The sequence below is a fragment of the Paenibacillus bovis genome (assembly GCF_001421015.2).
Classification (GTDB): domain Bacteria; phylum Bacillota; class Bacilli; order Paenibacillales; family Paenibacillaceae; genus Saccharibacillus; species Saccharibacillus bovis.
Genome location: NZ_CP013023.1, coordinates 3,432,095 through 3,456,795, shown reverse-complemented (window position 1 = coordinate 3,456,795; position 24,701 = coordinate 3,432,095). Strand labels below are relative to the sequence as shown.

Genomic DNA, 24,701 nt, shown 5'->3' with positions numbered 1-24,701 from the left:
TAAGCGTAACAACATGTAGGTTGTTACGCTTATCTTCTGATTATAGGTTATAAAAAAATTAAAAATTAGTATCTCCGCTGTATGCCTCAATTTGAGAACCTTTATTAATATAAGTAGCAGAGATGCCGACTTCTGTGTTGCTTACACCAAAAGTAATAGTATCTAATGAAGTTTTATTAAAAGTATGGAAATAATAAGTTGTAGCTGTTCCAGAATATTTCTCGAAGTTTTCATCATAACGTGCCAAACCAGCGAAATGTTTTCCTACATAAGTAAAAGTATCAGTATAGCCTTGTTTTCTTAAAATATAATCTTGTAAACGAAAACCAAATCCAAATCGCCCATTTCCATCGCTTCTTACTTGAGACTCTTTAGTTGTTCCACTACCATTTGATAGAGTTGCATATGTTTTTTTCAGAGAAGTCGTATAAGTTGTTCCTTTGTTAGTAAAGCTTACCCCAAAAGCATCTGGTCCGCCAATATTAATAATTTCACCACCAGAGGTTACAAAGGGTTTATGTGAAAGCCAATTATCGGTTTTCCAATACCCGGCTCCAACTATAACCCATTGTTTTTTACTGCTATCATAATAAATATCAGGCCGTGAAACGGCTATATCAGATTGATCTGCAGTAATACTATTTAAATTCTCACTAGTTTGTGGAACATCAAGATGATAAATCCCATAAGGCTTTAATTGCTCTTCAATTTCATTTGCAGGTAGACCTTCACTGCTTAGCTTTGTTAGTAAAGAATCTACATTTATATTTTCATTGGTTTGTAAACTTGTTGCGCGGTTCGCCCATTCACTATCTGCTTGATCAGCTAATTGCTGTTTTGCCTCTACAATATTATACTCAGAATCGTTTAATGAATTTTCACTGGCATAAGATAAGTTACAAGGGCTACTTAAAAATAGACTGAGAGTCACAGCAAAAGGTAATGTTTTTCGTAATTTCATTAAATCACTCCTAAAAATAATTTACCTTTTAAAAATAGGTATTTTATTAAATTAACCTTAAATGTATTTTATAAACATATAAAGTATATTATTCAAATTGAAAAATGAAATTGGCAAAAAACTGTGTAAAGTAGCTAAACGAAAATGGGAATGTCAAATCCATTAAAAAAACACTTCTTTAGCTGTATAATCCTGTATAAGCGATTCATTGGCAGAAGAAGTGTTTTTAATTAATACCTATAATTTAAATTTATTTTAATAATCAACTATTAATTGAGCCGGTCTGACCATCGTTTTTGGCGGCTTCAAAATTGCCTGGACCTACGCGTTCGCGAATCTCGTCTTCTGTCAGCTCTTTGGCTACCGGGCCGGTTGGGATATCGGTAGCTCCATCGGCTATTTCTGCACGTTCTACGCGGGCGAACCCTGCATTGGCATTGCGTCCAATCGCTTCACGTTCTTCACGACTTGTAATTTCTACTTTTTCCGGATCATTGGGCATGATTGTACCTCCTCTGAATTGTAAACAGGTCTCTTTATCATTACCCGCTGACCTCAGGCGAAAATCAAGCTTCCATAAACATCTGCATATCGTCTTCCACTGTCGTAATACCGGCAATACCGAAATTCTCGACCAGTACATTTACTACATTTGGCGAAAGGAAAGCCGGCAGCGTAGGGCCTAAATGAATATTTTTGACACCGAGATATAGCAGGGACAGCAGAACAATAACCGCTTTTTGTTCATACCAGGCAATATTGTAGGAGATCGGCAGATCATTGATATCATCCAGACCGAATGCTTCTTTTAGCTTCATTGCGATCACAACCAGTGAATACGAATCATTACACTGCCCGGCGTCCAATACCCGCGGAATGCCTCCGATATCACCGAGATTTAGTTTGTTGTACTTATACTTGGCACAGCCTGCGGTCAGGATAACAGTATCCTGGGGCAGTTCTTCGGCAAAACGGGTATAGTAGCTGCGGGATTTCATCCGTCCATCACAGCCAGCCATAACGAAGAATCGCTTGATTGCGCCAGTCTGTACAGCATCTACCACCTGATTAGCCACATTCATGACTGCATTATGAGCGAATCCACCGATAATTTCACCAGTCTCGATTTCGGTTGGTGCCTGACACTGAAGAGCCTGCTCGATAAGAGGTGAAAAATCTTTGGGTTGTCCATCCATGCCATCCGGAATATGCTGCACACCGGGATAGCCGGTATTGCCTGTTGTGTAGATACGATCCATATAGCTGGCTTTGGGAGGTACAATACAGTTCGTCGTCATCAGAATCGGTCCGTTAAAGGATTCGAATTCGCTGGTCTGTTTCCACCAGGCATTGCCGTAATTGCCGACGAAGTGATCATATTTTTGAAAAGCAGGATAATAGTGCGCAGGCAGCATCTCGCTATGAGTATACACGTCGACGCCGGTTCCGGCAGTCTGTTTGAGCAGTTCTTCCATATCATGCAGATCATGTCCACTGATCAGAATACCGGGACGCTGACCGACACCGATATTTACTTTGGTCACCTGCGGATGACCGTAAGTCGTTGTATTGGCCTGATCAAGCAGCGCCATCGCATCCACGCCATATTTACCGGCTTCCATCGCAAGAGCAAGCAGCTCGGATACGCCCTGTGTATCGTCCAGCGTAGCAGCCAGCGCCCGAAGCATGAATTGATCGATGCCATGATCCACATACCCCAGATGGTCTGCATGGTACGTATAGGCAGCCATGCCTTTGAGTCCATAAGTCAGCAGCTCGCGAAGGGAACGGATGTCTTCATCGGTAGTACGGAGAACACCGATATGACGTGCTTTCTCATCCAGCTCTTCAGCGGTATAACCATTCCATACCGCTGCATCTGGCAGAGGGATAGACTCTGATAAAGTAGCACCCACACAGGTCTGCCAGAATAAATACACTTCATTACGCAGCGCCAAGGCTTCACGAATTTTATCGATAAAAAATTCCCGGTCAAAGTTGGCATTGGTAATTGTTGTGAACAGTCCATCGGTAATCATGAGGGAAATGCGGCGATTTATATCATTGCTTAGTTGAATATCTTTGCTAAGGTAAGCGATACCCTTGATTGTATAAATGAGCAAATCCTGCAGATTCGCTACGTCATGTGGTTTGCCGCAAACGCCTTTGATAGTACAGCCGGTACCTTTGGAAGCTTCCTGGCATTGAAAGCAGAACATGGATGGTTGGGGTTCAAGTGTAGCCGTAGATTGAGTTGTCATTGGTATACCCTCCTGAGATGAATTTTTTCGCTGCAATTCAAGTTTATATATTCAGCATAGCCGCTTGTTGGAGGTTACCTTGTGATTACAATCACTTATTCAAAATCAGGTAAGTGAAATTTGGAATATGTGACAGATCGTTTACAACACAGAATAAAACCGCCTATGTAACAAGGCGGTTTTGTTTTGATCAATATAATCATTTCAATCTACCTTTAGGTTATCCTGCACCATCCGGATAAATTCCTTGGCAGCTACTCCGAGAAATTTATCGGTTCGATAAATGATCCCGATCTGTCTTGTCGGTGGATAATCGCTGATCTTGATCAATCGCAGCGTCGGATCATTAAGTGAATTGGACAGGGAATAGGGCTGCAGACAGGCACCTACATCGGATTTGACGAATCCGTAAAGGGAAGAGGCGGTTGATGTCTCTACGATAATATTCAGGTTTAATCCTTTTTCCCGGCAATGGGTCTCGATCAGTTCCCGGGCTTTGAATCCTTTGGGATAAGCGATTAGCGGCAGGGCGGATACCGTCTCCAGTGATACAGATTCCTGATCAGCCAGATCGTGCTCTTCGGAGACAACCAGAACAAATTCCTCTGTATACAGCGGGGTGATAATCAATCTGGGATCCGTAAATTCAATCAGTGTAATCCCGATATCAACAACATTATTAATGACCATATCGGCGACTTCGATCGCAGAAGAGATTTTGAGATGAATATTGGGAAATTGATGATGAAAGTCGATCAGTATAGGAGTAATCCGGTAATCCAGCTCGGCAGCCATCACACCGACGACCAGATTCCCGCCATTATATTCACGCAGTCCATTGATCTCGTCATAAGCATCCTGCAATTTGAGCAGAATACTACGAGCCTGCCGCAGCAAAATAAAGCCCGCCTCGGTAATTGTGATTTTTTTGCCGATACGATCGAACAGCAGTGTGCCCAGTTCTTCTTCCATGGTACGAATCTGAATACTCAGCGTCGGTTGGGTAATGCCCAGCCGCTCGGCAGCTTTGGTAAAATGAAGCTCTTCACACACCGCCACAAAGTATTCCAATTGTCTAATCTCCATATGTAGCACTCCTTGAACATGATTTAAATGAAAACTTCTGATCCGTTTATCATTGCTTGTAACTATGATGATAATAGATAGCATTAATTTGAACAATACAACAAATATATCACTTTTGCCTGCTGTATAGCTAATGGAAGCGTTATGATAAATAATATTTTGTTTCTGAAATATAAGTAAATATTTGAATATATAAATTAATGATAGTTTTTAACAATGATAAAATAATTAATGATAGAAAATATTCGCAAAAACTCTTTACAATATGTCAAAATGATACTATTATTAAACATGTGATCAACGAAGCTTACTAAAAGTAATAATAAAAAGAAAAGTAAGAAAGAAGGCATTTAACCATGAACGCTTTTTACCTTGACCGTGATGGATCGATCCGAACTCTTTTGAAAGGAAAAGATATCCTCTCTAATCCAATTCTTAACAAAGGCGTGGCTTTTACCGCTGAAGAGAGAAATGAACTGGATTTGAACGGAATTCTGCCTCCTATGATTCTGACCATCGAAGAGCAAGTGAGCCGCGTATATGAGCAGTTAAACAGCGAGCCTAACAATCTTCGCAAAAATATCATGCTGAACGATCTCTACAACCGTAACGTTGTATTGTACTATCGTCTGCTGAGCGAGCATCTGAGCGAGATGCTGCCTATCGTGTATACACCAACGGTAGGTCAGTCTATTCAGGAGTACAGCCAGCAGTATCACAAACCGGGTGGCGTATATCTGTCCATTGACAATATGGACGGTATCGAAGAAGCATTCCGCAACAGCGGTGTACAGCCTGGCGATATAGACTTGATCGTTGCTACAGACTCCGAGAGTATCCTCGGGATCGGTGACTGGGGTGTAGGTGGTATCAATATCGCGATCGGTAAACTGGCTGTATACACTGCAGCTGTAGGTATCGATCCGAGCCGTGTACTGCCGGTTGTACTGGATGCAGGTACCAATAACGAGAAGCTGCTGAATGATCCACTGTATATCGGTAACCGCCATGAACGGGTTCGCGGTGACCGTTATGATGAATTCGTAGATCGTTATGTGCAGACTGCACTCAAACTGTTCCCTGATGTGCTGCTGCACTGGGAGGATCTCGGTAACGTCAATGCACGTAATATTATTAATAAATACGGCGACAAACTCCTTACTTTTAACGATGATATTCAGGGTACCGGAGCAGTTACACTGGCTGCGATCATGTCCGGCGTACAGGTGAGCGGTACACCGCTGCGTGAACATCGTGTACTCGTATTCGGTCCTGGCGCTGCCGGTATCGGTAACGCCGATCAGATTCGTGATGCGATGATGAAAGAAGGACTGTCCCAGGAAGAAGCAGAAGGACGCTTCTGGGCATATGACTATCGTGGACTGCTGACCGATGCGACCGAAGGCGTACTGGAATTCCAGAAACCTTATGTCCGTCAGACATCCGAAGTGGAAGGATGGGCGGTAGAAGCAGACGGCAAGATCAGTCTGCTGGAAGTAGTTAAACAGGTTAAACCAACGATTCTGCTCGGTACTTCTGGTGTAACCGGAGCATTTAGCGAAGAGATTATCAAGGAAATGGCCAAGCATGTAGAGCGTCCAATCATCATGCCAATGTCTAATCCGACTTCGCTGGCCGAAGCGGTTCCGGCGGATCTGCTGGAATGGACAGATGGCAAAGCATTGATCGCTACAGGCAGCCCGTTTGCACCGGTAGCTTACAAAGGTGTAACGTATGAGATCGGACAATCCAATAATGCGTTCGTATTCCCTGGACTGGGACTGGGCGCTATTGTAGCCAAAGCAAGCGTATTTACCAAAGGCATGTTCACAGCTGCAGCAGATGCTGTTGCCAGTGCGGTAGATTCTTCCGAGCCAGGTGCACCACTGTTGCCGCGTGTAAATGAATTGCAAAAAGTATCCTTTGCCGTAGCTATCGCTGTAGCCAATGCAGCTATCCAGGATGGAGTTGCCCGCAATACTCCCGAAGATGTAGAACAGGCTGTCAAAGATGCCATGTGGCATCCTGTATACAGAACTCTCAAATCGGTTGCTGTTACACAAGCTGTCTAATCCCCAATGTCTGAGTAGGTCGGGTTCGCCGCATTTCCGTACAGATAGGATGTTATACACGGTATGGAAATCGGGCAGAGCTCATGTATAAATCAGGTTGCCTATCCGCTCTGGATAGGCAGTCTGCCCTTATGGGGATAGGTTGTAACAATAAGATGGAGGTCCTGTATCATGTCAGTCGGTCATATTTTTGTGATATTAATTCCAATTTTCTTTGTTATTATACTCGGTTTTCTGGGTGGACATTTCAAAGTATTCAGTCCTGCTTCATCCAAAGGACTGAACACCCTGGTGACCAAGTTTGCGCTGCCGGCGCATCTGTTCATCGGTATTACGACTACCAGCAAGCAGACATTGATCGATAAATGGCCGTTCTTTATGACCATGTTTCTCGGTATTATCGGTTTTTATGTGATTCTGCTGCTCGTTATGCGTCTTCTTTTCAAAAAAGATCTGAACACATCGTCGATTTTCTCGCTGAATTCTACACAACCTTCTTTTGCCTTTATGGGGATTCCTGTACTGGGCAGCCTGTTCGGGCCAGCAGAAGTCGCTATCCCGATCGCTATTACCGGTGTGGTAGTCAATGCACTGCTTGACCCGATCGCTACCATTGTCAGCTCCGTTGGCAAAAAAACACAGGCCGGTCATGATAGCGGACATCAGGAGAACCTGTTCAAGCTGACAATTCATTCTATCCTGCATGGTCTGAGAGAGCCACTGGCTTGTGTACCGTTGATCGGTGTTATATTAACACTGTTCGGATTCCATTCTCCGCAGCTGCTCCAGGATTCACTGGATCAGATCGGTGATATTACATCCGGCGCGGCTCTGTTCGCTATCGGTGTAACGATTGGTCTGAATCAGATCAAATTCAGTGCCAATGCAATCAGCATTTCGCTGCTCAAAGTTATTGCACTGCCTATTCTGACGTATCTGATCGCTCTGATGTTCGGGCTGTCAGCTACCGATATTACGATGGCGGTTCTGCTCGTATCCTTCCCGGGTTCTGCTGTAGCAGCCATGATCGCGACACGCTTTGAGACACTTGAAGTCGAGACGGCTTCGTCCTTTGTGATCAGCTCGGTATTGTCACTGATTTCACTGCCAATACTGATTTCTATACTTTTGTAATATAGTTTTAATTTTAACTAAAATTTGATAAGGCCATCCGCTGCATAACCTGGTTACGGCGGATGGCCTTTTTGTATATTTTATCGTGTTTTCTTGCAGTAGCCTGCCAAGAATCAATGCCTGAATTTCGGCGATATGGCTGTATAGCATCCTTTATAATAAGAGCATGACATTGCAAATAAGGAGAATAGCCATGATATCTACCGAGCATCATCAGGAATACTATCAGGCACTGTTGGACAAAAAGACAGAGTATGAAGGTCTATTCTATGTCGGGGTAAAAACGACCGGTGTATTCTGCCGACCGACTTGTCCGGCACGCAAACCCAAATTCGAGAATTGTGAATTTTACCGGACAGCGCAGGAAGCTCTACTGGCTTCATATCGTCCCTGTCAACGCTGTCGACCGCTGTCTCATCCCAATCAGGTATCCGATATCGTTCGGATGCTGGTAGAAGAAGTGGAGAAGCATCCTGAAAAAAGATGGAGCCAAGCGGACTTTCGTGCATTAGCAGTAGATGAATCAACCGCCCGCAGGCAGTTCAAAAAACGCTTTGGTATGACCTTCGTGGAATATGCCCGTGCCCGCCGTATGGGACTCGCCCTCAAAAATATCCGCTCGGGGCAGTCGGTTATCGATACCCAGTTATCGGCCGGTTACGAATCCAGCAGCGGTTTTCGTGATGCTTTTGCCCGCATTATGGGCGCTGCTCCAACTTTGGTGAATGAAAATCATGTGCTAAAAGCTTCCTGGATCGATACGATGCTGGGACCCATGATTGCAATTGCCAGCGAAGAAGCCTTGTACCTGCTGGAATTTGTAGATCGGCGCGGATTGGAGCGCGAGGTAGAGCGTTTACGGCAAAAGCTGCGCTGTGCTATCGTGCCGGGAATAACCGCTCCGATTCGCCAGATCGAGCAGGAATTGCACGAATATTTTGAAGGACGACTTACTGTGTTTACTACACCGCTTGCATTGCTGGGGTCGCCTTTTCAGCAGCAGGTCTGGAAGCAGCTCATGCAGATTCCACCAGGAGAGACGCGTTCATATGGTCAGATTGCTATAGCATTGGAACATCCTTCGGCTTTTCGCGCAGTTGCCCGGACAAATGGTGCCAATCAGCTGGCGATTGTGATTCCTTGTCATCGTGTGATTAATGCCCGTACGGATATTTTCCTGCAATTGAATCAAGTGATGTCTGGAAATGATCTGGATCAAGCGATAACAGCGGTACTGCATAGAGCTGCCGCTTACGCCAAAGCCGGAGCAAATGGTCTATTCGTCCCAGGTTTAACGCTGCCTGATGTGGTCTTGACATTATGTGATCGTTCAGAGCTTCCGGTCAATATTATGGTGACAGATCCGCTAGCTTCCCTGCAGGAATGGGCATAACTCGGTGTATCGCGGATCAGCTATGGTCCTGCTCCCTATCAGGAAGTAATATCTCATTTACACAAATATGCAAGCGATCTTCTCAGCAAAGTATAACGTTTGATCGCAGCTATACAATGCCTTACTATAGAAAAAATGGCATTACTTCAACAAAGCAGCTTGGTCAGACTTCATATTCTGATCTTCTTCTGATCTGTGGTGACAGTACGAATAGATGAAAGAATCGTAGGAGAGGAGATAGGCTATGGATAATAAAGTAATTGTTATGCCCTATCAGGATACATACCAGGAGCAGATTGTAGAGCTGATCGTAGATATTCAGCGCAATGAATACCAGATTCCTATTACTCGTGCCGATCAGCCGGATCTGGCTAATATTCACGAATTTTATCAGCAGGGGAAAGGGAACTTCTGGGTAGCGCTATATGGAGACAAAGTGGTCGGAACGATTGCCCTGCTGGATATCGGCGACAGACAGACGGCGCTGCGCAAAATGTTTGTCGCTGCTGATTATCGTGGCAGTACCTATCGAACGGCTCAGCTGCTGCTGGAACAGGCATCGCAGTGGGCGGAAGAACATGAGGTACGGCAGATTTATCTGGGTACAACCGAGCAGTTCAAGGCGGCACACCGATTTTATGAGAAAAATAAATTCGTGCAGATTGCGATAGATCAGCTGCCGACGCGTTTTCCGGTGATGAAGGTAGACACCCGATTCTATTGCCGTGATTATAATGGTCCGACTGCATAATGAGATGGTACATGATATACTATCCTTTTGGCTTATCGGGATTCATAAAATCCCATCATTATGTAGATTATGAGGTGCAACAATGCAATTTCAGGAATTTCATATTGGACAGACCTTCCGGACCAAGTCACTGCTGGTGACGAACGAGAATATCAAGGAATTTGCTTCGGAATTCGATCCGCAGTATATGCATCTGGATGAAGAGAAAGCTGGGAAGGGAAGATTTAACGGTATTATTGCTTCGGGGATTCAGACGCTGGCGATTTCGTTTAAGCTGTGGGTAGAAACTGGCAGCTACGGTGAGGATGTTATCGCCGGAACCGCCATGAACAATATCCGGTTTCTCAAACCGGTTCTTCCGGGCGATGAACTGCATACTATAGTAGAAGTTATTGATTTGCAGGAAAAGCGCAACCAGACAGGCGTAGTGACGGTCACCATGTCTACTTTTAATAACAAGCAGGAAAAGGTATTTGTGGGCGATCTGTCTGTATTGGTGAAATACGAAGTATAAATATCCGTACGGCAACCTATACCCACACAGTGATGTTATATAAAGGAGATGCATATTGTTGAATCGAAGTAAGTTGGCCTCGGCATTTACATTGACATTGGCTCTGACTATAGGCTCGTCCGCAAGTATTGGATATGCCGCTCTACCTTCAACAGCGGCTTCCGCCACGACGACTATGGTCAAGGCTCCGACCGGCAGAGTCGTGTCCGACCTCAAAGCAGGCAGTAGCAGGATCGAATATACTGCTGTACCTGCACAAAGCGATGGTATGTTCCATGAGGGGCTGCTTTTGGCTTCCAAAGCGGATGGCAGCTCGGTATTCTATAATGCCCAGGGCAAAGAAGCTTTTGCACTGCCGGATCATCTGGTGCCGCTGACCGATTTTCATAATCAACGTGCTTTGGTGCAGGATACATCGACCAAGTTGGCTGGTTATATCAATACACAGGGGAAATTGGTGATTCCCTGTATATACACAGCGACAAGCGGATTTACGGATGGTATTGCATTTGTGAAAAAAGGAGCCAACGATAAAGGCGCTTTTATCAATCCAGCAGGAAAACAAGTAACCACGTTAACACAATCGTATGATTCTGATTATTATTTTTCGGAAGGATTGGCTTTGGCTTCTTCACCCAATGGCGATAAAATCGGCTATCTGAATAAAAGTGGATCTCTCGCTATTCCTTACAAATATAATTATGGGCGGCCTTTCTTCGAAAATGCTGCGGTTGTACAAGACAATAAAGGAAACTATGGTTTTATTAATACCAAAGGAAAAGCGATTACTGCGTTTCAGTACAAAGCAGCAGGAGACTTTTCCGAAGGATTGGCTCCTGTACAAAATCAATCAGGGTTATGGGGCTACATCAATACAAAAGGTAAAGTGATCATTCCTTTTCAATATGCTTCTGCAGAACGCTTTGGTAATGGACTCGGAGCAGTCTACAATGAACAAGGCAAAGCAGGCTATATCAATACACAGGGCAAAGTAATGATTGGATATCAGTATGCCAAAGCGTCTCCGTTTAATAACGGTGTGGCTGTTGTAGGCATAAAGAACAAATCCACCAGTAAATTTGGCTATATTAATACGCAGGGGAGATTGTTAACTCCGCTGCAGTACCGACAAGCTCTTTCGTTTAACGAAGGTGTGGCTGTAGCATCTACTTCCGATCGCTCCGCAGTTTTATTGAGTGAATAAGTGAACCAAATAAAAAGAACCGGCTCTGTGTCGGTTCTTTTTATTTGGTTATCAGTCAGAAGCTACAGTTAGCGTCGTAGTCCTGTGCATCATAACATCCAAGATCCAAAAAGGGGCATGCCCGAAAGTACAGTATCCTTGCTCGATTTCTTGATATAATAAAAGGACTATTGGAAAGGGTGAGACCATGCAAAGCAGTCACCATCTATCTGGCATCGCCCAGCATTCCCGCAAACTGATGATCCTGTGGACGATTATTGTTCATGTCGCCATGATTCTTATACAGACACTTGCTCATGAAGATGCTTTTCATATTGTAATGCTCAGTCTGTTATTGTTGGTATTTATGATTTTGAACTGGTATTTCGTGCGCTTAACCCGTAATCATGCGATGGCCTGGATATACTTTGCTATTCAGTTGCTTATTCTCTGTCAGGCATGTTATCTGGCGAATTATGTATACGGACTAATGACGATCGGGTTGTTTCCGCTGCTGGTAGGGCAGTTTGCCTATGTGTATTATGAGAAGTTCAAGATAGGCCTTTTTATGACTATTATGTATATCATTATTGTCTGGTTCGCCGTACATCTGGGCGGTATGCCGGGAGTAGTTATACCACTCGCCTTATTTACATTAATGAGTATTATTGTGCTCGGTATCGTCAATCTAATGCTGCAGCAGTACTATGCCCGTATGCGTACACAGAATTTTCTGGATGAACTGGAGATCGCTCATCGGCAGGTGGAAGAACTGACAGTTGCCAATGAACGGCAGCGGATGGCCCGTGATCTGCATGATACACTGGCTCAGGGACTGGTTGGTATTATTATGCAGCTCGAAGCAATTGATGTACATCTGTCCAAAGGCAATCATGAACGAGCCCAACAGATTGTATTGTCTTCGATGGAAGGCGCCCGTCATACGCTTGCCGAAGCCCGTGAAGTTATCGATAATCTGCGCCTTCAATCTGCGGATAATATTAGCTTTACCGATGCGGTTCGGCAGGAGATCGAGCGTTTCACACTGGCGACAAATATTCCGGTAGCCAGCAGAATCGATGATTTCCGGAATCTGCCGCAGCTGCTTACCGAACACAGTCTGTATATGATCCGGGAGAGCTTGACCAATATTACGCGTCATGCACAGGCGCAGCATGTACAGGTCAATGTGCTGTCGGTACAGGGCAGGCTGATGATTGAAATCACCGATGACGGCAGAGGATTTGATCCGGAGCAGATCGGTAGACAGCCGGGTCATTACGGGCTGCTCGGTATGCAGGAACGTGTACGCATTATGGGCGGCAAGCTGGCAATCACCAATTATTTGCCGCATGGAACCCATATCAAAATCGAGATTCCTTTCTACACAGGAGGTTATAATGAAATATAAAGTACTGATTGTCGATGACCACTTTGTTGTAAGGGAAGGACTCAAGCTTATTCTGGAGACGAGTGAACATTATCATGTAGCAGGCGAAGCAGAGAATGGGCAGGTGGCTATCCAACTGGCCGAAGAGCTGCAGCCGGATGTCATTCTAATGGATCTGAATATGCCGGTGATGGGCGGGCTGGAGGCGATCGAGCAGCTGCAGGCACGCCAGTCAACGATTCCGGTTGTTATTTTAACAACATATAATGAAGATGATCTGATGGTCAAAGGACTGGCAATGGGAGCCAAAGGTTATTTGCTCAAGGATGCCAAGCGCGAGAATATGTTCCGTACACTGGACTCGGCGATTCGTGGAGAGACGCTGCTGCAACCCGAGATCATGCAGACTGTTTTTCAGGCGAGAAGCAGATCGGCAGTTCCTTCGACCTCTTCTATACCGTCTGCAGCGTCCGGATATATTCCGGCATTATCGGATAAGGAAAAGATTGTGCTGCAGGCTATTGCCTATGGTCATCGCAGCAAGGATATTGCTTTTGATATGGGTATATCCGAGCGTACTGTCAAAGCACATCTCACCAATATTTATAATAAACTAGGTGTCGATTCACGTGCGCAGGCGGTAGCTATTGCGATTGAACGGGGCATTGTGCATATTTAGCATAAATTTGTATAAATATCGGATAGAAGCTTCGATCGTCCGTGTATATCCAAACATCGTTCATGGCGTTGTTCCAAAGCATCTGTTTCTTTTGAGACAGGTGCTTTTTTGCTTTGTTTGCCCATAGTACATCAGGTGTCTGCCCAAAAGGGCAAAGGGCAAATGTACCTATGGACGATTTCAGAATTTGTCGATTCTGCTATCCTGAATGCAGGAGTACAGAGAACGATATACAAAATACAAAAGCAAGAGGTTTAGGGGAGGATACTGTAATGATGAGGAAAAATTGGCCTATGGCTTTTACAGCGCTTGTGTTGGCGGTGAGTCTAACGGCCTGTTCGACAGATGAACCTGCCGCAAAATCGGCAAGCAATTCAGTCGAAGTAACAGCAGCCAAGGAGCAGCCGCTGAATGCGTCCTATGATCTGTCCGGTACACTGACAGCCTATGATGAGACACCGGCAGCCTTTCAGACCGGAGGAACCGTTATCGCGGTCAATGGAGATATTGGTGATTCTGTAATCAAAGGCTCTGTACTAGCGAAATTGGATACCGCCGATCTGCAGCTAACGCTGGATACAGCCAACGAGGATGTAGCAGCCGCGCAGGCCGCACTGGCAAGCTCGCGTGCTTCGCTCAGTGATGCAAGAGCCGGACAGAAATCTGCTGCTGCCGGTGTATCTTCTGCCCGTGCCAAAGTAGAGAGTGCCCGGATCAGTCAGCAGGATGTGCTGGCAGGTGCCCGCTCACAGGAGAAAGCACAGGCGCAAAATGCAGTAAATACTGCGCAGACTGCCTATAATCAGGCCAAAACCGAGGAAGCTCGTTCCAAAACACTGCTGGATAACGGACTACTGACCCAGCAGGAATATGAGAAAGCGCAAACGGCATTGGCTGATGCACAAACTGCACTTCAGGATGCGCAGTCCAAGCTGTCTCTTCAGCAGGAAGGGGCTACCGAATCCGAACGTGCCCAGGCTGCAGCTGCAGTAAAAGAAGCACAGGTTGGTATCGAAAACGCCCAGGCCAGTGTCGCCAAAGCCAATGCAGGTGTAGAACAGGCACAGGCGAGTGTGCAGCAATCCCAGGCTGGTTACGAACAAAAACGAGTTGCCCAAAAAACAGCACAACTCAATCTGTCACGCGCCAGTCTCAAAGCGCCCGCATCCGGCGTGATTCTGACCAAAAGTATTACCGTTGGACAAACAGTAAGTGCCGGTGGAGGTACATCTGCACAGGGTGGCAGCAGCCCGCTATTTACAATTGGCGAGATTGATCGACTCAAGGTGCAGCTGCCAATTGCCGACAGTGATATCAGTCAATGGAAAGTCGGTCAGCAGGTCAGCATCAATCTGTATGATCAAGTGCGAACCGGTAAAGTGACCAAATTGAATCCGCAAACCAATGAAAGCACCGGCTCCATCAATGTGGAAGTAGTGATCAGTAATCCCAAACGGGACTGGAAACCCGGTCAGGTCGTCAAAGCTTCCCGTCAGGTATCTGCCCAGCAAGGAATCCTATTGCCGACCGAGGCAGTGATCAGCTCCGGTAGTGAGCCTTATGTATTCAAGGCTGTCAATGGCAAAGCCGTCAAAACACCGGTTGTACTGGGCAAAATATACAATAACAACTATCAGATTACCGGTGGAATCAAAGTAGGCGATAAAGTGGTAACACGCGGCGCAGACCGTTTATTTAACGGAGACGAACTGACAGTTAGCCCGGCAGCAGCGACCTCATCCAGCGGCAAGGGCAACACAGCAGCTTCATCCGGAACGGCAGAAGAGGCCAACGCCAATGATTAAATATTTCGTCAAAAAGCGCAAAATCACATTATTGTTCTTCGTTATGCTTATTATTGTAGGAATCGCCCAGCTGACACAGCTTCCGAGACAGCTGCAGCCGGATGTTGTTGTCAAAACAGCCATGGTCACGACAACCTATGCAGGAGCGACTCCCGAGCTGATGGAGCAGACTGTCACGGAAGTACTGGAGCAGAAAATCAAGGAAGTATCCAATCTCAAGAAAATTACGTCCACTTCCAGCAATGGTGTCTCTACCATAACAGTACAGGCCAACGAAGACGCCGACACGACAGATACTTGGAATGAACTGCGCCGCAAAGTGGAAGATGCTCAATCTCAGCTGCCCAAGGATGCAGATACACCTGTGGTCAATGACAATCTGACTCAATCCTTTATCAAGTCTTATATTATCTATGGCAAAACCAAACAGGATATTTACCAATTAAGTGAACTGATGAATACCTGGCAGGATCAGCTGCGCTCTGTACCGGGAATTACCGAGGTCAATATCAAAGGGATTCCGGATCAGGAAGTTCGCATCAATATTGATCCGGCTAAACTGCAGCAGTACAAAATCTCATGGGAGACGGTACAGCAGGCGATCCAATCGGCGAACAACCGTGTACCTACAGGTAATCTGACTCATGATGATCGAATCTATCAACTTACGGTAGACAAGTCTGTGGATTATACAACATTGAATGATATTGTCGTCCAGCAGACCGAAACAGGTATTCCGGTCTATCTCAAAGACGTTGCCAAAGTAGAGCTGACCCAGGCCAAAGAATCCCAGCTCAGCTATTATAATGGTACACCGGCTATCTCGCTGGATATTAGCAGCCAGACCGGTTCGGATGTACCGAATATGGACGCAGGATTAAGCGCCAAGATCAATTCACTGGAAAAAACACTGCCTGCCAATGTCAAACTGGCACCACTGTTCGCCCAGAATGATCAGGTAACCAAAAACTTTAACTCCTTAATCAAGGAAATGATTATAGCTATTATCGCTGTTATCGTTATTTGTACACTCGGCATGAATCTGCTGACAGCCGGATTTGTAGCACTTGCGATACCGATCTCGATAGCACTCGGTTTGATTTTCCTGCCGGGTCTCGGAATTACGCTCAATCAGATTACGATTGTTGGTCTGATTATCGTACTCGGTATACTCGTAGATGATGCGGTCGTCGTCAATGACAATATTGAGCGCCGACTGTCTCATATGGGCGAGAGTCCGACAGATGCATCGATTAAAGGAACCAAGGAAGTCGCCGTTTCCATTATTACAGCGACACTTGCGACCATTTCGGCATTTCTACCGCTGATGTTCCTGCCGGGCGATATGGGAGCATTTATCTTGCCGATTCCGGCTGTAATTTCTCTCTGTATGCTGGCGTCCATGATTATGTCTTTGACTATTATTCCTATTTTCCGTCAATGGTATGAAGAACGTCAGATGGAAAGAGGCAAGCGACGTGTGAATCGCCCTGCCGGTCTGCTGGGCAAGCAAATCCAGACTGTTACCGACAGTTATGCACATCGTCTGATGCCCAAAGTTTTACAAAAGCCTTTACTCGTAGCACTTGTCGGTCTGATTATTAGTACAGCGGTATATGGACTGGCTGCATTTACCCCTGTTGAACTGTTTCCGACTTCGGAAGAAAAACAGGTGACGGTCAATATAAGTATGTCTTCCGGTACAGCACTGGAAGAAACAGATCGCGTTGTACAAAGCATTGCTGGCTGGGTAAAAAAACAGCCAAATGTAGAAAATATCGCCTATGCTGCAGGCGGCGGAGCTCCTTTGCTATTTAGCAATCTGGGTGGAAGCGGAGGAAGTGGAAGCAGCAACGGACAAATTCTTGTTATTGGTGATGAGAATATGGATATTGAGTCCGTAACCAGCCAGTGGTCCGCCACTTTGAAGAAAGACTATCCCGGTATAGAGACTTCAGTCGAAGGGAGTGCTGTGGGTATCCCGGTAGGTAAGCCGGTATCGATACGTATTACTGGCGATAATCTGGATGAAATTCGTCAGTTGACCAATCAGATCAAGCAGGTTATTGGAGATACGCCAGGCACTTATGGCATTACCGATACGATGGGCAATGACAACTATGGACTGAATTTCTCTGTGAATAAGCAAGCTATGGATCGTTATGGAGTAACCTATAGCACATTGACCCAGACGCTACTTATGATGGGTAGCGGTATAAGCCTGGGGGACTTTGATAATGGAGAGAATCTGATTGATATGAAACTGTATCTGGATGGTTCCGATAAAGAAAGTCCGGAATCCCTAATCCAGAAAACGAATATTACCAATTTGTCCAAGGAACAAATTCCCTTATCACAGATTGTCAGTATGAAGCCGTCTTTCTCGATTCAACAGATTGATCGTTATGATCTGCAGCGAGTAAACACAGTTGAGGCCGAAGTGAATGGTCGTACAGCAACTGAAGTAATGGCAGAGATCAAGCCTAAACTGGATCAGGTCAAACTTCCGGAAGGATATACGCTCGAAGTTGGCGGCGAGACATCAGATCAGGCAGATACGTTTGGAGATATGGGGCAATTGTTTGTTGTCGCTATCTTTATCATCTTTGTGTTGATTGTTATTCAGTTCTATTCGTTGTCGATTCCGCTAATCATTATGACGACAGTATATCTTGCAGCAGCAGGAGCCGTGCTTGGTTTGTTTATTACCCGTACTCCAATTGGTTTTATGGCGATCATGGGTATTATTGCACTCGCCGGTATCGTTGTCCGAAACGGGATTGTATTTATCGAATTTATCGAAGATGCCAGACATGAAGGTATGGAACTGAAAGAAGCCGTCATTCAGGCAGCATCTGCACGTTTCCGTCCTATTATTCTGACTTCATTGACGGCAATCGTAGGTATGATTCCGATCGCTACAATTGGTGAACTGCTATTCCGTCCGCTGGGCGTAGTTATTATTTTCGGTCTCATTTTCTCTACTATCCTGACATTGTTCGTTGTGCCATCTCTCTATATGGTAACCGCACGTGCCAAAGACAAACGGCAGGCACGCAAAGCGGAACGCAAGCAAAAAAGAATGGAAAAACATGGCTCGATGCCATCCGATTCCACGCTATAAATGAAACGATAATAAACAAGCACATGAAATAGACCGATTCAGGCAAAACAGAATTGTTGTTGCAAGACCTATGAAATGAATACAAGCGCTTCTCCGCTGACTGAATAGACAGACACATGGAGTGGTGCTTTCGTAGAAACAGACACCCCCCGTCTGTTTCTGTCTATATCCTGTATTCGAGAGGAGAACCGATATGGATAGCAAACCAGATGTGATGGATATTACAGATCAGATGTTTTCGGGCCGGAGCTGCAGCGCAGATATTCAACAAGGTATATTTCGTATGTATAGTGACTATAGGCTGGATGCTAAACGCAAGTTGGCCTGGTACATTGAGATGTATATGAGTACCATGTCCCAGCAGGAATCGAATCGTACGACAGATCGAAGTCTGCGACAGCAGCAGAGTGAAGCAGTAGAGATCACGCCAACTTTGCAAGAAACAGAATATCAACTCAGCATACTGTTGATTGAGATGATGAATATCGTTATTTATGAAATGAAAGATGAGAACGGTGATCCGCTCTGGAATTGGGACCGGCTCAAGCGTAAAATCCGGATCTCCAATAACAAAGTACTGCTCGAGGCCATTCAGGCTCAGGAGAATTTGTATCGCTCCAAGCGGCTGCTGCACCAGATGAAGATATCCGAAGAGTTTCGCAGGGAATGCTGGCAGTCCTTTCAGCAGATGGAAAAAGAGGTGCTAGGAGAGCAGCATCGATTATATCTGGTGAAGGCCTGGCTTGATTTTATCGAGCAGCAGCCCGAATTAATAGAAGAATGCATGCAGCTATCCGATCGTACTCACATACTGCTGCAATAGATTATGCTTCTTCCGACGAATTGTATCCAGCAGTCAATCTATGGTCAACACAAAAAAAGGAAGTACCGATATTGTAACCGGTACTTCCTTTTTATTTATCTATTCGGCATCTACTAATCATTGATTACTTCCTACTTATACAAAACAAAGTAGATGATCAGTTTTCCTGAAAAGTACATTCACTATTACTTGAGCAGCTGTGCGATCAGAGAGTAAGCGATAATGATCAGGAACAGCAGCGTGATATGGTTTAGCGAGAAGATAAACATTTTCTTCGCCCAGTCCTTAATATCATCCTTGCGATAGCTGCGTACGCTGAACACCAGCCAGAACAGGCTCAGCAGGAACGCGACACCTGCAATATAAGGACTCAACGGCCAGAACATTACGCTGGATACGATCAGCAGTACCAGATAGAAGTTGGATTGTACATACGTGCGTTTGATACCTTTGACAACTGGCAGCATCGGTACTTCAGCAGCTTTGTATTCGTCGAACCGGCGAATCGCAATCGCATAGAAGTGAGGCATTTGCCAGATTAGCATGGTAGCTACGAGTGCCCAGATTTCAAAATGTCCCAGATCGCTGGAAATAGCAGCCCAGCCGATCAGCGGGGGTACGGCGCCCGAGACACTGCCGACTTCGGTGTTGTAGATTGTTCTGCGCTTGGTCCACATGGTATAAGGAACTACATACAGGAACAGTCCCAGGAACCCGAAGAAAGCAGCGAGCGGTGAGCTCAGGTATAGCAGAATCACACCGGAGATACTCATCGTAATACCGATCGTCAGGCCGGTACGAGTATCCATTTTGCCGGTTACGGTCGGCCGTGTCTTGGTCCGCTCCATAATGGCATCAATATCCCGATCATACAGATTGTTAAAGGCTCCGGCAGAACCGATAACAAGAGAAGATCCGACAAAGGCAAGAATGATTGCCCCGATATGATCTATAAAAGATACGTTAAAGATGTACAGCGCCATACTTAACCCGGCGAACATCGCTATAAGATTGGACTTGATAATACCCGTTTTGATCGTAGCAAAAAAGATCGCGGGCATGGAATTGACTTGTGCACTTGCACCTTGGCTTGGTTGATTATTCATCTCTGTATTTGTCACCCGTTTCGATTGTTGTGACTTTATCATAACATTTTAATTTTGAAGAATGGAAATGAAATGACTTTTTTTAAAATTACGTCATTAAATTGTGAATAATTTATTAATTTTTGTCTGGATGGATAGGAATTTAAGCAAAAGTATGCTCAAACATTAGTCAGACATCAAGATAAATTTCTTCCCATTTTCATTATAAAATCAACAATTATTCCAACTATTTCTAGCTGGAGTATGATAAGGCCGGATATACATCATATCACCGGAATCAGATATACAGAAGCATCTATTCGATTGGAAAAAATAACCTGACACATCAAAGCCCGGCTTCCCAGAAAAGGCAGTGCCGGGCGGATAAAGCAGTCGGATGCGTAAATAGCGAGAATGCTAATAGGTCAGTACGTGATATGTAATCATTACTCGATCAGGCAGAATCTGCAGATGATCGGACAACAGGTGTTTCGTTCTGCTCTTTGATCGTTAGCCGCTTGTGTGCTGCTAGTAGAAATGGGATACCGACCGCGGTGAGCAGTGCAAGTGGAGCAAAGACAGCAATACCGCTCTGCAGGGCAAACCGGTCAATCAGCAATCCGCCGACCACAGGTGCAACAACATTACCGATATTGTTGAATCCGATTGTGCCAAAGTAGGTTCCTTTCCACTCGGGATGAGCGATCCTGTCGATCAGGATATCCATCATTGTGAACAGAAGTACCTCGCCTACGGTAAAAATAAACACACCGATCATAAAAGCAATCAAACTATGTGCCATCCCGAACAGCAGCAGGGAGACAGAGACGAGAATATTGCCAAGAATCAGCGGAACGACCGGACGGAAGCGGCTGACCGTACGTACGACCGGATACTGTACTACCAGCACAACAGCAGCATTCATCGCCAGCATATAGGAGAAGATACGGCTGCCATTTTCCAGATCCGGAGTGAGCGATAAGTACTGGGCGAGCGTCGAACTGAAATGACCGTAGCCAAGTACGCAAAAGGTCGTACCGATCAGTACAGGCAAAAATATACGATCCCTGCTGGTAATTCGAAAAGCTTCGCGAATCTTAGGTGCTGCAGCGGTGGAGACAGCAGGCAGAGCAGCCCGGTGAACCGCAAATTGCAATACCAGCACCAGTCCATACACAATATACACAAATCCTGCAATCACAAATGGAAAAGTGGATTGGGCCGATCCTAGCTGCAGGCCGAGAATAGGACCGAACACAACACCGATATTAATAGCCGCATAGCGCAAATTGAAGACAAGCAGCTTGTGATCCGGCGGTGTGGTATCCGACAGCAGCGCGCGGGAAGCTGGCTCAAATACCGAACGGCACAATCCATTCAGCACATTCATGACAAAGAACATCCAGATTTCATGCGCACCGGCAAAGCCAAAAAATACGGCAGCCCAGCAAAATACCGAGACCAGCATCACCTTTTTGCGTCCGATCCGGTCCGAGATATAACCGCCATAAAAGCTGATCGATACACCGGCCAGTGAGCTGGCTGCGACGATAATACCTGTCAGTGTAGCGGATACGCCCATCGTAGAGGTGAGATAGATAGCGAGGAACGGAATACTCATGGAGGTGACGAGTCGTCCAAACATCGTCCCGACAATAATGGTCCAGGCCAGAGGATGAATCATTTTGAGATTTTTTGCGATCATAAGCTACACTCCTATGTTTTACAAAGCTTTTACGGAACTGTTATTATTGTAAGAAGAAAAAAGGCGAAGAAAAAGAGTAAGCTTTTGCCTCTGCCTTTCACCTTTTATAGGAGCGCATGAAATAGAAGGAGGAAGAGAGGATTGGATAACGATGCAATTCAATATTTGCAGCTGTACGACAAATTAAATCCGCAGCGACTGCATCATACACCGCTATCTGTTACGGTAGCCATGCTGGCCGAGATGCTATGCTGTACACCGCGCAATGTCAAATTCATTTTGCGGCGGCTGGAGAGTCGTAACTGGATCATCTGGCAGCCGGGACGTGGCAGGGGGAATACTTCACAGCTGCAATTTCTGTATCCGGGTACAGATATAATGGAGATACGGGTACGACAGTTGCTGGATAAAGATCGGGTGAAGGAAGCGCTGGAGCTGATCGGTACACTGGATACAGACGAGCACAGCCGGGAAAGGCTATGGAATATACTTCATGTCTATCTTGGCATGCACAGCGAGCAGGAAGAAAGCAGTGTGCAGGATGTGCTGCGGATGATTCGTTATCGTCCGTTGGAAAAGCTCAATACAGCGAGTGTATTTACAGCATTCGAGGTATTTATACTGCGGCAGATCACAGATACATTGCTGGCATATGATGCGGGCTCAGGTCAATTTTTGCCGAGAGTGGCGCATCGCTGGGAACATAATGAAGATCATACGATATGGACCTTTTATTTGCGTAAAGGAGTTCGTTTTCATGATGGGACCCTGCTGACTGCCCGGGATGTGCAGTACACCTGGGAAAGACTGTGTCGGCAGCAGAGCAGCGCGCTATGGCTGTATCGTGATATCCGGGAAGTGGAGCATAAGGGAGATCATGTAGTGACTTTTCATTTGCAGCGCAGCAATCTGTTTTTCCTGCATCTGATCACCAATGTCTATATGGCTATTCTGCCTGCCCATATAGAGCAGGAGGAATGCCGGATCGGCAGTGGGCCTTTCCGAATCTCGGAACTGACTGCGAACAAGCTGTCGCTGCTGGCTTTTGACGATTATTATGGTCTGCGTCCGGTACTGGATCGGGTAGATGTCTGGTTTATGCCGGAACAGGGTCACAATGGTCGCCTTTATCAGATTACTGAGCGGGATGATCAAATGGCCAGCCGCCAGATTAATCATCCGGTGCTGGGTTGCCGCTACCTGCGGTTTGATTTTCGCAGTGCGGGTATTCAGCATCACCCCCGGTTCCGCGAATGTATTCGTCATCTGTATGATGGGAATAAAATGATGCGGGAGCTGGGTGGTGACCGGATTGCAGCAGCCTACAGCCTGCTTCCCTGGAAAAGTGCAAGCTATCGTCCCCTACAGGAAGGGTCGCTGACTGTAGCAGAGCAGCTGCTTCGACAGAGCGGGTATGATGGCAGCGAGCTGGGACTTTCTTTTCTCGATAAAAAGGAAGAGCAGATCGAAGCGCAATGGCTGCAGCAGCAGGCTGCCCGGATAGGTCTTCGCTTGCGGCTGCTTCCTTGCACCCAATCGTATGGTACGATGCTGTATGGCAGGGATAGAGGAGAAATCATGCTTGGTATGGAAATACTGGAGGATGACTGGGAATGGGATATGATCAATTTTTTTGGCAATGAAGGCAATTATCTGTACCATGCTCTGGGCCATGAGCAGCAGCTTCAGCTGAAAAGTATGCTGGAAGGCATCATGCAGCTGGAGCAGGAGCAGCGTGAAGAGATATTGGACCGGATCGAACGGCGGATGAGGGAAGAGAACTGGGTCATATATGGTAATCACCTGAATCAGCAGGCCTATTTCAATCGCAATCTGTATGGACTGCATATCGAGTCGTTCGGCTTTCCGAATCTGTCGGCGCTCTGGATCAGAAAGAAATAAAAAGGAGTGTCACACATGACCGCGATAGAGATACTTGATGTTTTTAATGAACAGATGGAAAAGACAGGTACTGCTACACGGGAGGAAGTACATGCGCAAGGATTATGGCATCAGACCTTTCATTGCTGGATCGTCTCCGGTTCTGCCGAAGCGGGATGGCAGCTACTGTTTCAGCTGCGTCATCCGGACAAGGAGACTTTTCCCGACAAGCTGGATACCTCCAGTGCCGGACATCTGATGACAGGTGAATCACCGGAGGATGGGGTACGAGAGCTGGAAGAGGAATTGGGACTATCCGTAACTTTTGCAGAGCTGACGTACTGCGGAACACACAGGGACGAGTATCGAATCTCGGAGCATTATATGGATCGGGAATTTACTCATGTCTATCTATATGTATGTGACCGCTCTCTGGAGGAATACCAGGTTCAGCATAGCGAAGTGACCGGATTATTCTGGATTGAAGCAGACTCTTTCCGGTCGCTGATTCATGGTGACTGTGATAATGTAACTGCAGAGGGAATGCTTTATCCCGCTGCAGAACAGTCTGCGACAAGAGAGCGGCGCTTGGTCACTTTGGACGATTTTACTGCCAATACCGAAGCGTATTATGATTTGTTATTTCATGCATTAGGATATAAATGAGCAAAAAACGTCTATATCATCTATGATGAAGAAGATAGCACTTCCTTTTTGGGTAAATAAAGCGCAATAAATGTAGAAATTACGGTTTTTTTCTCTATTTATCGCTAATAAATAATATACAATGGAAAATATGGGGTAAATACATCAAAGAAAAGACTCTTGATATAGTCGAGAGGCAGCAGAACTGA

Annotated in this window: 19 protein-coding genes; 13 read left to right on the top strand and 6 right to left on the bottom strand. The window is 45.7% G+C overall.

The window, feature by feature from the left end; translation table 11 throughout:
• Positions 1 to 58: 58 nt before the first annotated feature.
• The 4 genes from AR543_RS14705 to AR543_RS14690 all read right to left on the bottom strand — a co-directional run bounded on the left by AR543_RS14705 (position 59) and on the right by AR543_RS14690 (position 4,308).
• Positions 59 to 961, bottom strand: coding sequence for a hypothetical protein (locus AR543_RS14705; RefSeq protein ID WP_060535226.1), 903 nt, complete (start codon positions 959 to 961; stop codon positions 59 to 61).
• A gap of 262 nt (positions 962 to 1,223) precedes the next feature.
• Positions 1,224 to 1,463, bottom strand: a complete 240-nt coding sequence (locus tag AR543_RS14700; protein ID WP_060535225.1) for a hypothetical protein — start codon at positions 1,461 to 1,463, stop codon at positions 1,224 to 1,226.
• Positions 1,464 to 1,527: 64 nt separating this feature from the next.
• On the bottom strand, positions 1,528 to 3,222 hold the full coding sequence (gene hcp / locus AR543_RS14695) for a hydroxylamine reductase (RefSeq protein ID WP_060535224.1): 1,695 nt from the start codon (positions 3,220 to 3,222) through the stop codon (positions 1,528 to 1,530).
• Positions 3,223 to 3,426: 204 nt separating this feature from the next.
• Entirely contained in the window at positions 3,427 to 4,308 is an 882-nt protein-coding gene (locus tag AR543_RS14690; RefSeq protein ID WP_060535223.1) for a LysR family transcriptional regulator, read from the bottom strand.
• A 356-nt stretch (positions 4,309 to 4,664) separates the two neighbouring features.
• Here AR543_RS14690 and AR543_RS14685 point away from each other — a divergent pair, with 356 nt between their 5' ends.
• From AR543_RS14685 to AR543_RS14635, 11 genes are all read left to right on the top strand, one after another.
• Entirely contained in the window at positions 4,665 to 6,380 is a 1,716-nt protein-coding gene (locus tag AR543_RS14685) for an NAD-dependent malic enzyme (RefSeq protein WP_060535222.1), read from the top strand.
• A 171-nt stretch (positions 6,381 to 6,551) separates the two neighbouring features.
• Positions 6,552 to 7,514, top strand: coding sequence for an AEC family transporter (locus AR543_RS14680; protein WP_060535221.1), 963 nt, complete (start codon positions 6,552 to 6,554; stop codon positions 7,512 to 7,514).
• Positions 7,515 to 7,707: 193 nt separating this feature from the next.
• Positions 7,708 to 8,907 carry a methylated-DNA--[protein]-cysteine S-methyltransferase gene (locus AR543_RS14675; RefSeq protein WP_082472238.1) on the top strand — a complete coding sequence of 400 codons (1,200 nt, stop codon included), beginning with the start codon at positions 7,708 to 7,710 and terminating at the stop codon, positions 8,905 to 8,907.
• Between the two features lie 244 nt (positions 8,908 to 9,151).
• On the top strand, positions 9,152 to 9,658 hold the full coding sequence (locus AR543_RS14670; protein ID WP_060535220.1) for a GNAT family N-acetyltransferase: 507 nt from the start codon (positions 9,152 to 9,154) through the stop codon (positions 9,656 to 9,658).
• An 82-nt stretch (positions 9,659 to 9,740) separates the two neighbouring features.
• Entirely contained in the window at positions 9,741 to 10,172 is a 432-nt protein-coding gene (locus AR543_RS14665; RefSeq protein ID WP_060535219.1) for a MaoC family dehydratase, read from the top strand.
• Between the two features lie 58 nt (positions 10,173 to 10,230).
• A complete protein-coding gene (locus AR543_RS14660; RefSeq protein WP_060535218.1) occupies positions 10,231 to 11,376 on the top strand; it encodes a WG repeat-containing protein in 1,146 nt (381 codons plus the stop codon).
• A 187-nt stretch (positions 11,377 to 11,563) separates the two neighbouring features.
• Positions 11,564 to 12,766 carry a sensor histidine kinase gene (locus tag AR543_RS14655; protein WP_060535217.1) on the top strand — a complete coding sequence of 401 codons (1,203 nt, stop codon included), beginning with the start codon at positions 11,564 to 11,566 and terminating at the stop codon, positions 12,764 to 12,766.
• Positions 12,756 to 13,424, top strand: coding sequence for a response regulator (locus tag AR543_RS14650; protein ID WP_060535216.1), 669 nt, complete (start codon positions 12,756 to 12,758; stop codon positions 13,422 to 13,424). Before AR543_RS14655 ends, AR543_RS14650 begins: the two co-directional genes overlap by 11 nt.
• A gap of 272 nt (positions 13,425 to 13,696) precedes the next feature.
• Entirely contained in the window at positions 13,697 to 15,229 is a 1,533-nt protein-coding gene (locus AR543_RS14645; protein ID WP_227871757.1) for an efflux RND transporter periplasmic adaptor subunit, read from the top strand.
• On the top strand, positions 15,222 to 18,353 hold the full coding sequence (locus tag AR543_RS14640; protein ID WP_060535214.1) for an efflux RND transporter permease subunit: 3,132 nt from the start codon (positions 15,222 to 15,224) through the stop codon (positions 18,351 to 18,353). The genes AR543_RS14645 and AR543_RS14640 overlap by 8 nt, the downstream gene beginning before the upstream one ends.
• A 193-nt stretch (positions 18,354 to 18,546) precedes the next feature.
• The gene (locus AR543_RS14635) at positions 18,547 to 19,176 is read left to right on the top strand and encodes a hypothetical protein (protein WP_060535213.1); all 630 of its coding nucleotides are present in this window, start codon (positions 18,547 to 18,549) and stop codon (positions 19,174 to 19,176) included.
• A 185-nt stretch (positions 19,177 to 19,361) separates the two neighbouring features.
• Here the strand turns inward: AR543_RS14635 and cyoE are convergent, their stop codons facing one another.
• Together cyoE and AR543_RS14625 are read right to left on the bottom strand one after the other, a co-directional pair.
• Positions 19,362 to 20,282, bottom strand: a complete 921-nt coding sequence (cyoE, locus tag AR543_RS14630) for a heme o synthase (protein WP_082472237.1) — start codon at positions 20,280 to 20,282, stop codon at positions 19,362 to 19,364.
• Between the two features lie 433 nt (positions 20,283 to 20,715).
• A complete protein-coding gene (locus AR543_RS14625; RefSeq protein WP_082472236.1) occupies positions 20,716 to 21,966 on the bottom strand; it encodes an MDR family MFS transporter in 1,251 nt (416 codons plus the stop codon).
• Positions 21,967 to 22,107: 141 nt separating this feature from the next.
• Between AR543_RS14625 and AR543_RS14620 the strand changes: the two genes are divergently transcribed.
• Together AR543_RS14620 and AR543_RS14615 are read left to right on the top strand one after the other, a co-directional pair.
• On the top strand, positions 22,108 to 23,868 hold the full coding sequence (locus AR543_RS14620) for an ABC transporter substrate-binding protein (RefSeq protein WP_060535212.1): 1,761 nt from the start codon (positions 22,108 to 22,110) through the stop codon (positions 23,866 to 23,868).
• Between the two features lie 15 nt (positions 23,869 to 23,883).
• On the top strand, positions 23,884 to 24,513 hold the full coding sequence (locus tag AR543_RS14615; RefSeq protein WP_060535211.1) for an NUDIX hydrolase: 630 nt from the start codon (positions 23,884 to 23,886) through the stop codon (positions 24,511 to 24,513).
• Positions 24,514 to 24,701: the final 188 nt, after the last annotated feature.

What these genes read in the sequence shown, in the direction of transcription:
- AR543_RS14705 (WP_060535226.1), bottom strand. Translation starts at nt 961, where the DNA reads ATGAAATTACGAAAAACATTACCTTTTGCTGTGACTCTCAGTCTATTT.
- hcp (WP_060535224.1), bottom strand. Translation starts at nt 3,222, where the DNA reads ATGACAACTCAATCTACGGCTACACTTGAACCCCAACCATCCATGTTC.
- AR543_RS14655 (WP_060535217.1), top strand. Translation starts at nt 11,564, where the DNA reads ATGCAAAGCAGTCACCATCTATCTGGCATCGCCCAGCATTCCCGCAAA.
- AR543_RS14680 (WP_060535221.1), top strand. Translation starts at nt 6,552, where the DNA reads ATGTCAGTCGGTCATATTTTTGTGATATTAATTCCAATTTTCTTTGTT.
- AR543_RS14700 (WP_060535225.1), bottom strand. Translation starts at nt 1,463, where the DNA reads ATGCCCAATGATCCGGAAAAAGTAGAAATTACAAGTCGTGAAGAACGT.
- AR543_RS14685 (WP_060535222.1), top strand. Translation starts at nt 4,665, where the DNA reads ATGAACGCTTTTTACCTTGACCGTGATGGATCGATCCGAACTCTTTTG.
- AR543_RS14670 (WP_060535220.1), top strand. Translation starts at nt 9,152, where the DNA reads ATGGATAATAAAGTAATTGTTATGCCCTATCAGGATACATACCAGGAG.
- AR543_RS14650 (WP_060535216.1), top strand. Translation starts at nt 12,756, where the DNA reads ATGAAATATAAAGTACTGATTGTCGATGACCACTTTGTTGTAAGGGAA.
- AR543_RS14635 (WP_060535213.1), top strand. Translation starts at nt 18,547, where the DNA reads ATGGATAGCAAACCAGATGTGATGGATATTACAGATCAGATGTTTTCG.
- AR543_RS14665 (WP_060535219.1), top strand. Translation starts at nt 9,741, where the DNA reads ATGCAATTTCAGGAATTTCATATTGGACAGACCTTCCGGACCAAGTCA.
- AR543_RS14675 (WP_082472238.1), top strand. Translation starts at nt 7,708, where the DNA reads ATGATATCTACCGAGCATCATCAGGAATACTATCAGGCACTGTTGGAC.
- AR543_RS14640 (WP_060535214.1), top strand. Translation starts at nt 15,222, where the DNA reads ATGATTAAATATTTCGTCAAAAAGCGCAAAATCACATTATTGTTCTTC.
- AR543_RS14690 (WP_060535223.1), bottom strand. Translation starts at nt 4,308, where the DNA reads ATGGAGATTAGACAATTGGAATACTTTGTGGCGGTGTGTGAAGAGCTT.
- AR543_RS14645 (WP_227871757.1), top strand. Translation starts at nt 13,697, where the DNA reads ATGATGAGGAAAAATTGGCCTATGGCTTTTACAGCGCTTGTGTTGGCG.
- AR543_RS14615 (WP_060535211.1), top strand. Translation starts at nt 23,884, where the DNA reads ATGACCGCGATAGAGATACTTGATGTTTTTAATGAACAGATGGAAAAG.
- cyoE (WP_082472237.1), bottom strand. Translation starts at nt 20,282, where the DNA reads ATGAATAATCAACCAAGCCAAGGTGCAAGTGCACAAGTCAATTCCATG.
- AR543_RS14625 (WP_082472236.1), bottom strand. Translation starts at nt 21,966, where the DNA reads ATGATCGCAAAAAATCTCAAAATGATTCATCCTCTGGCCTGGACCATT.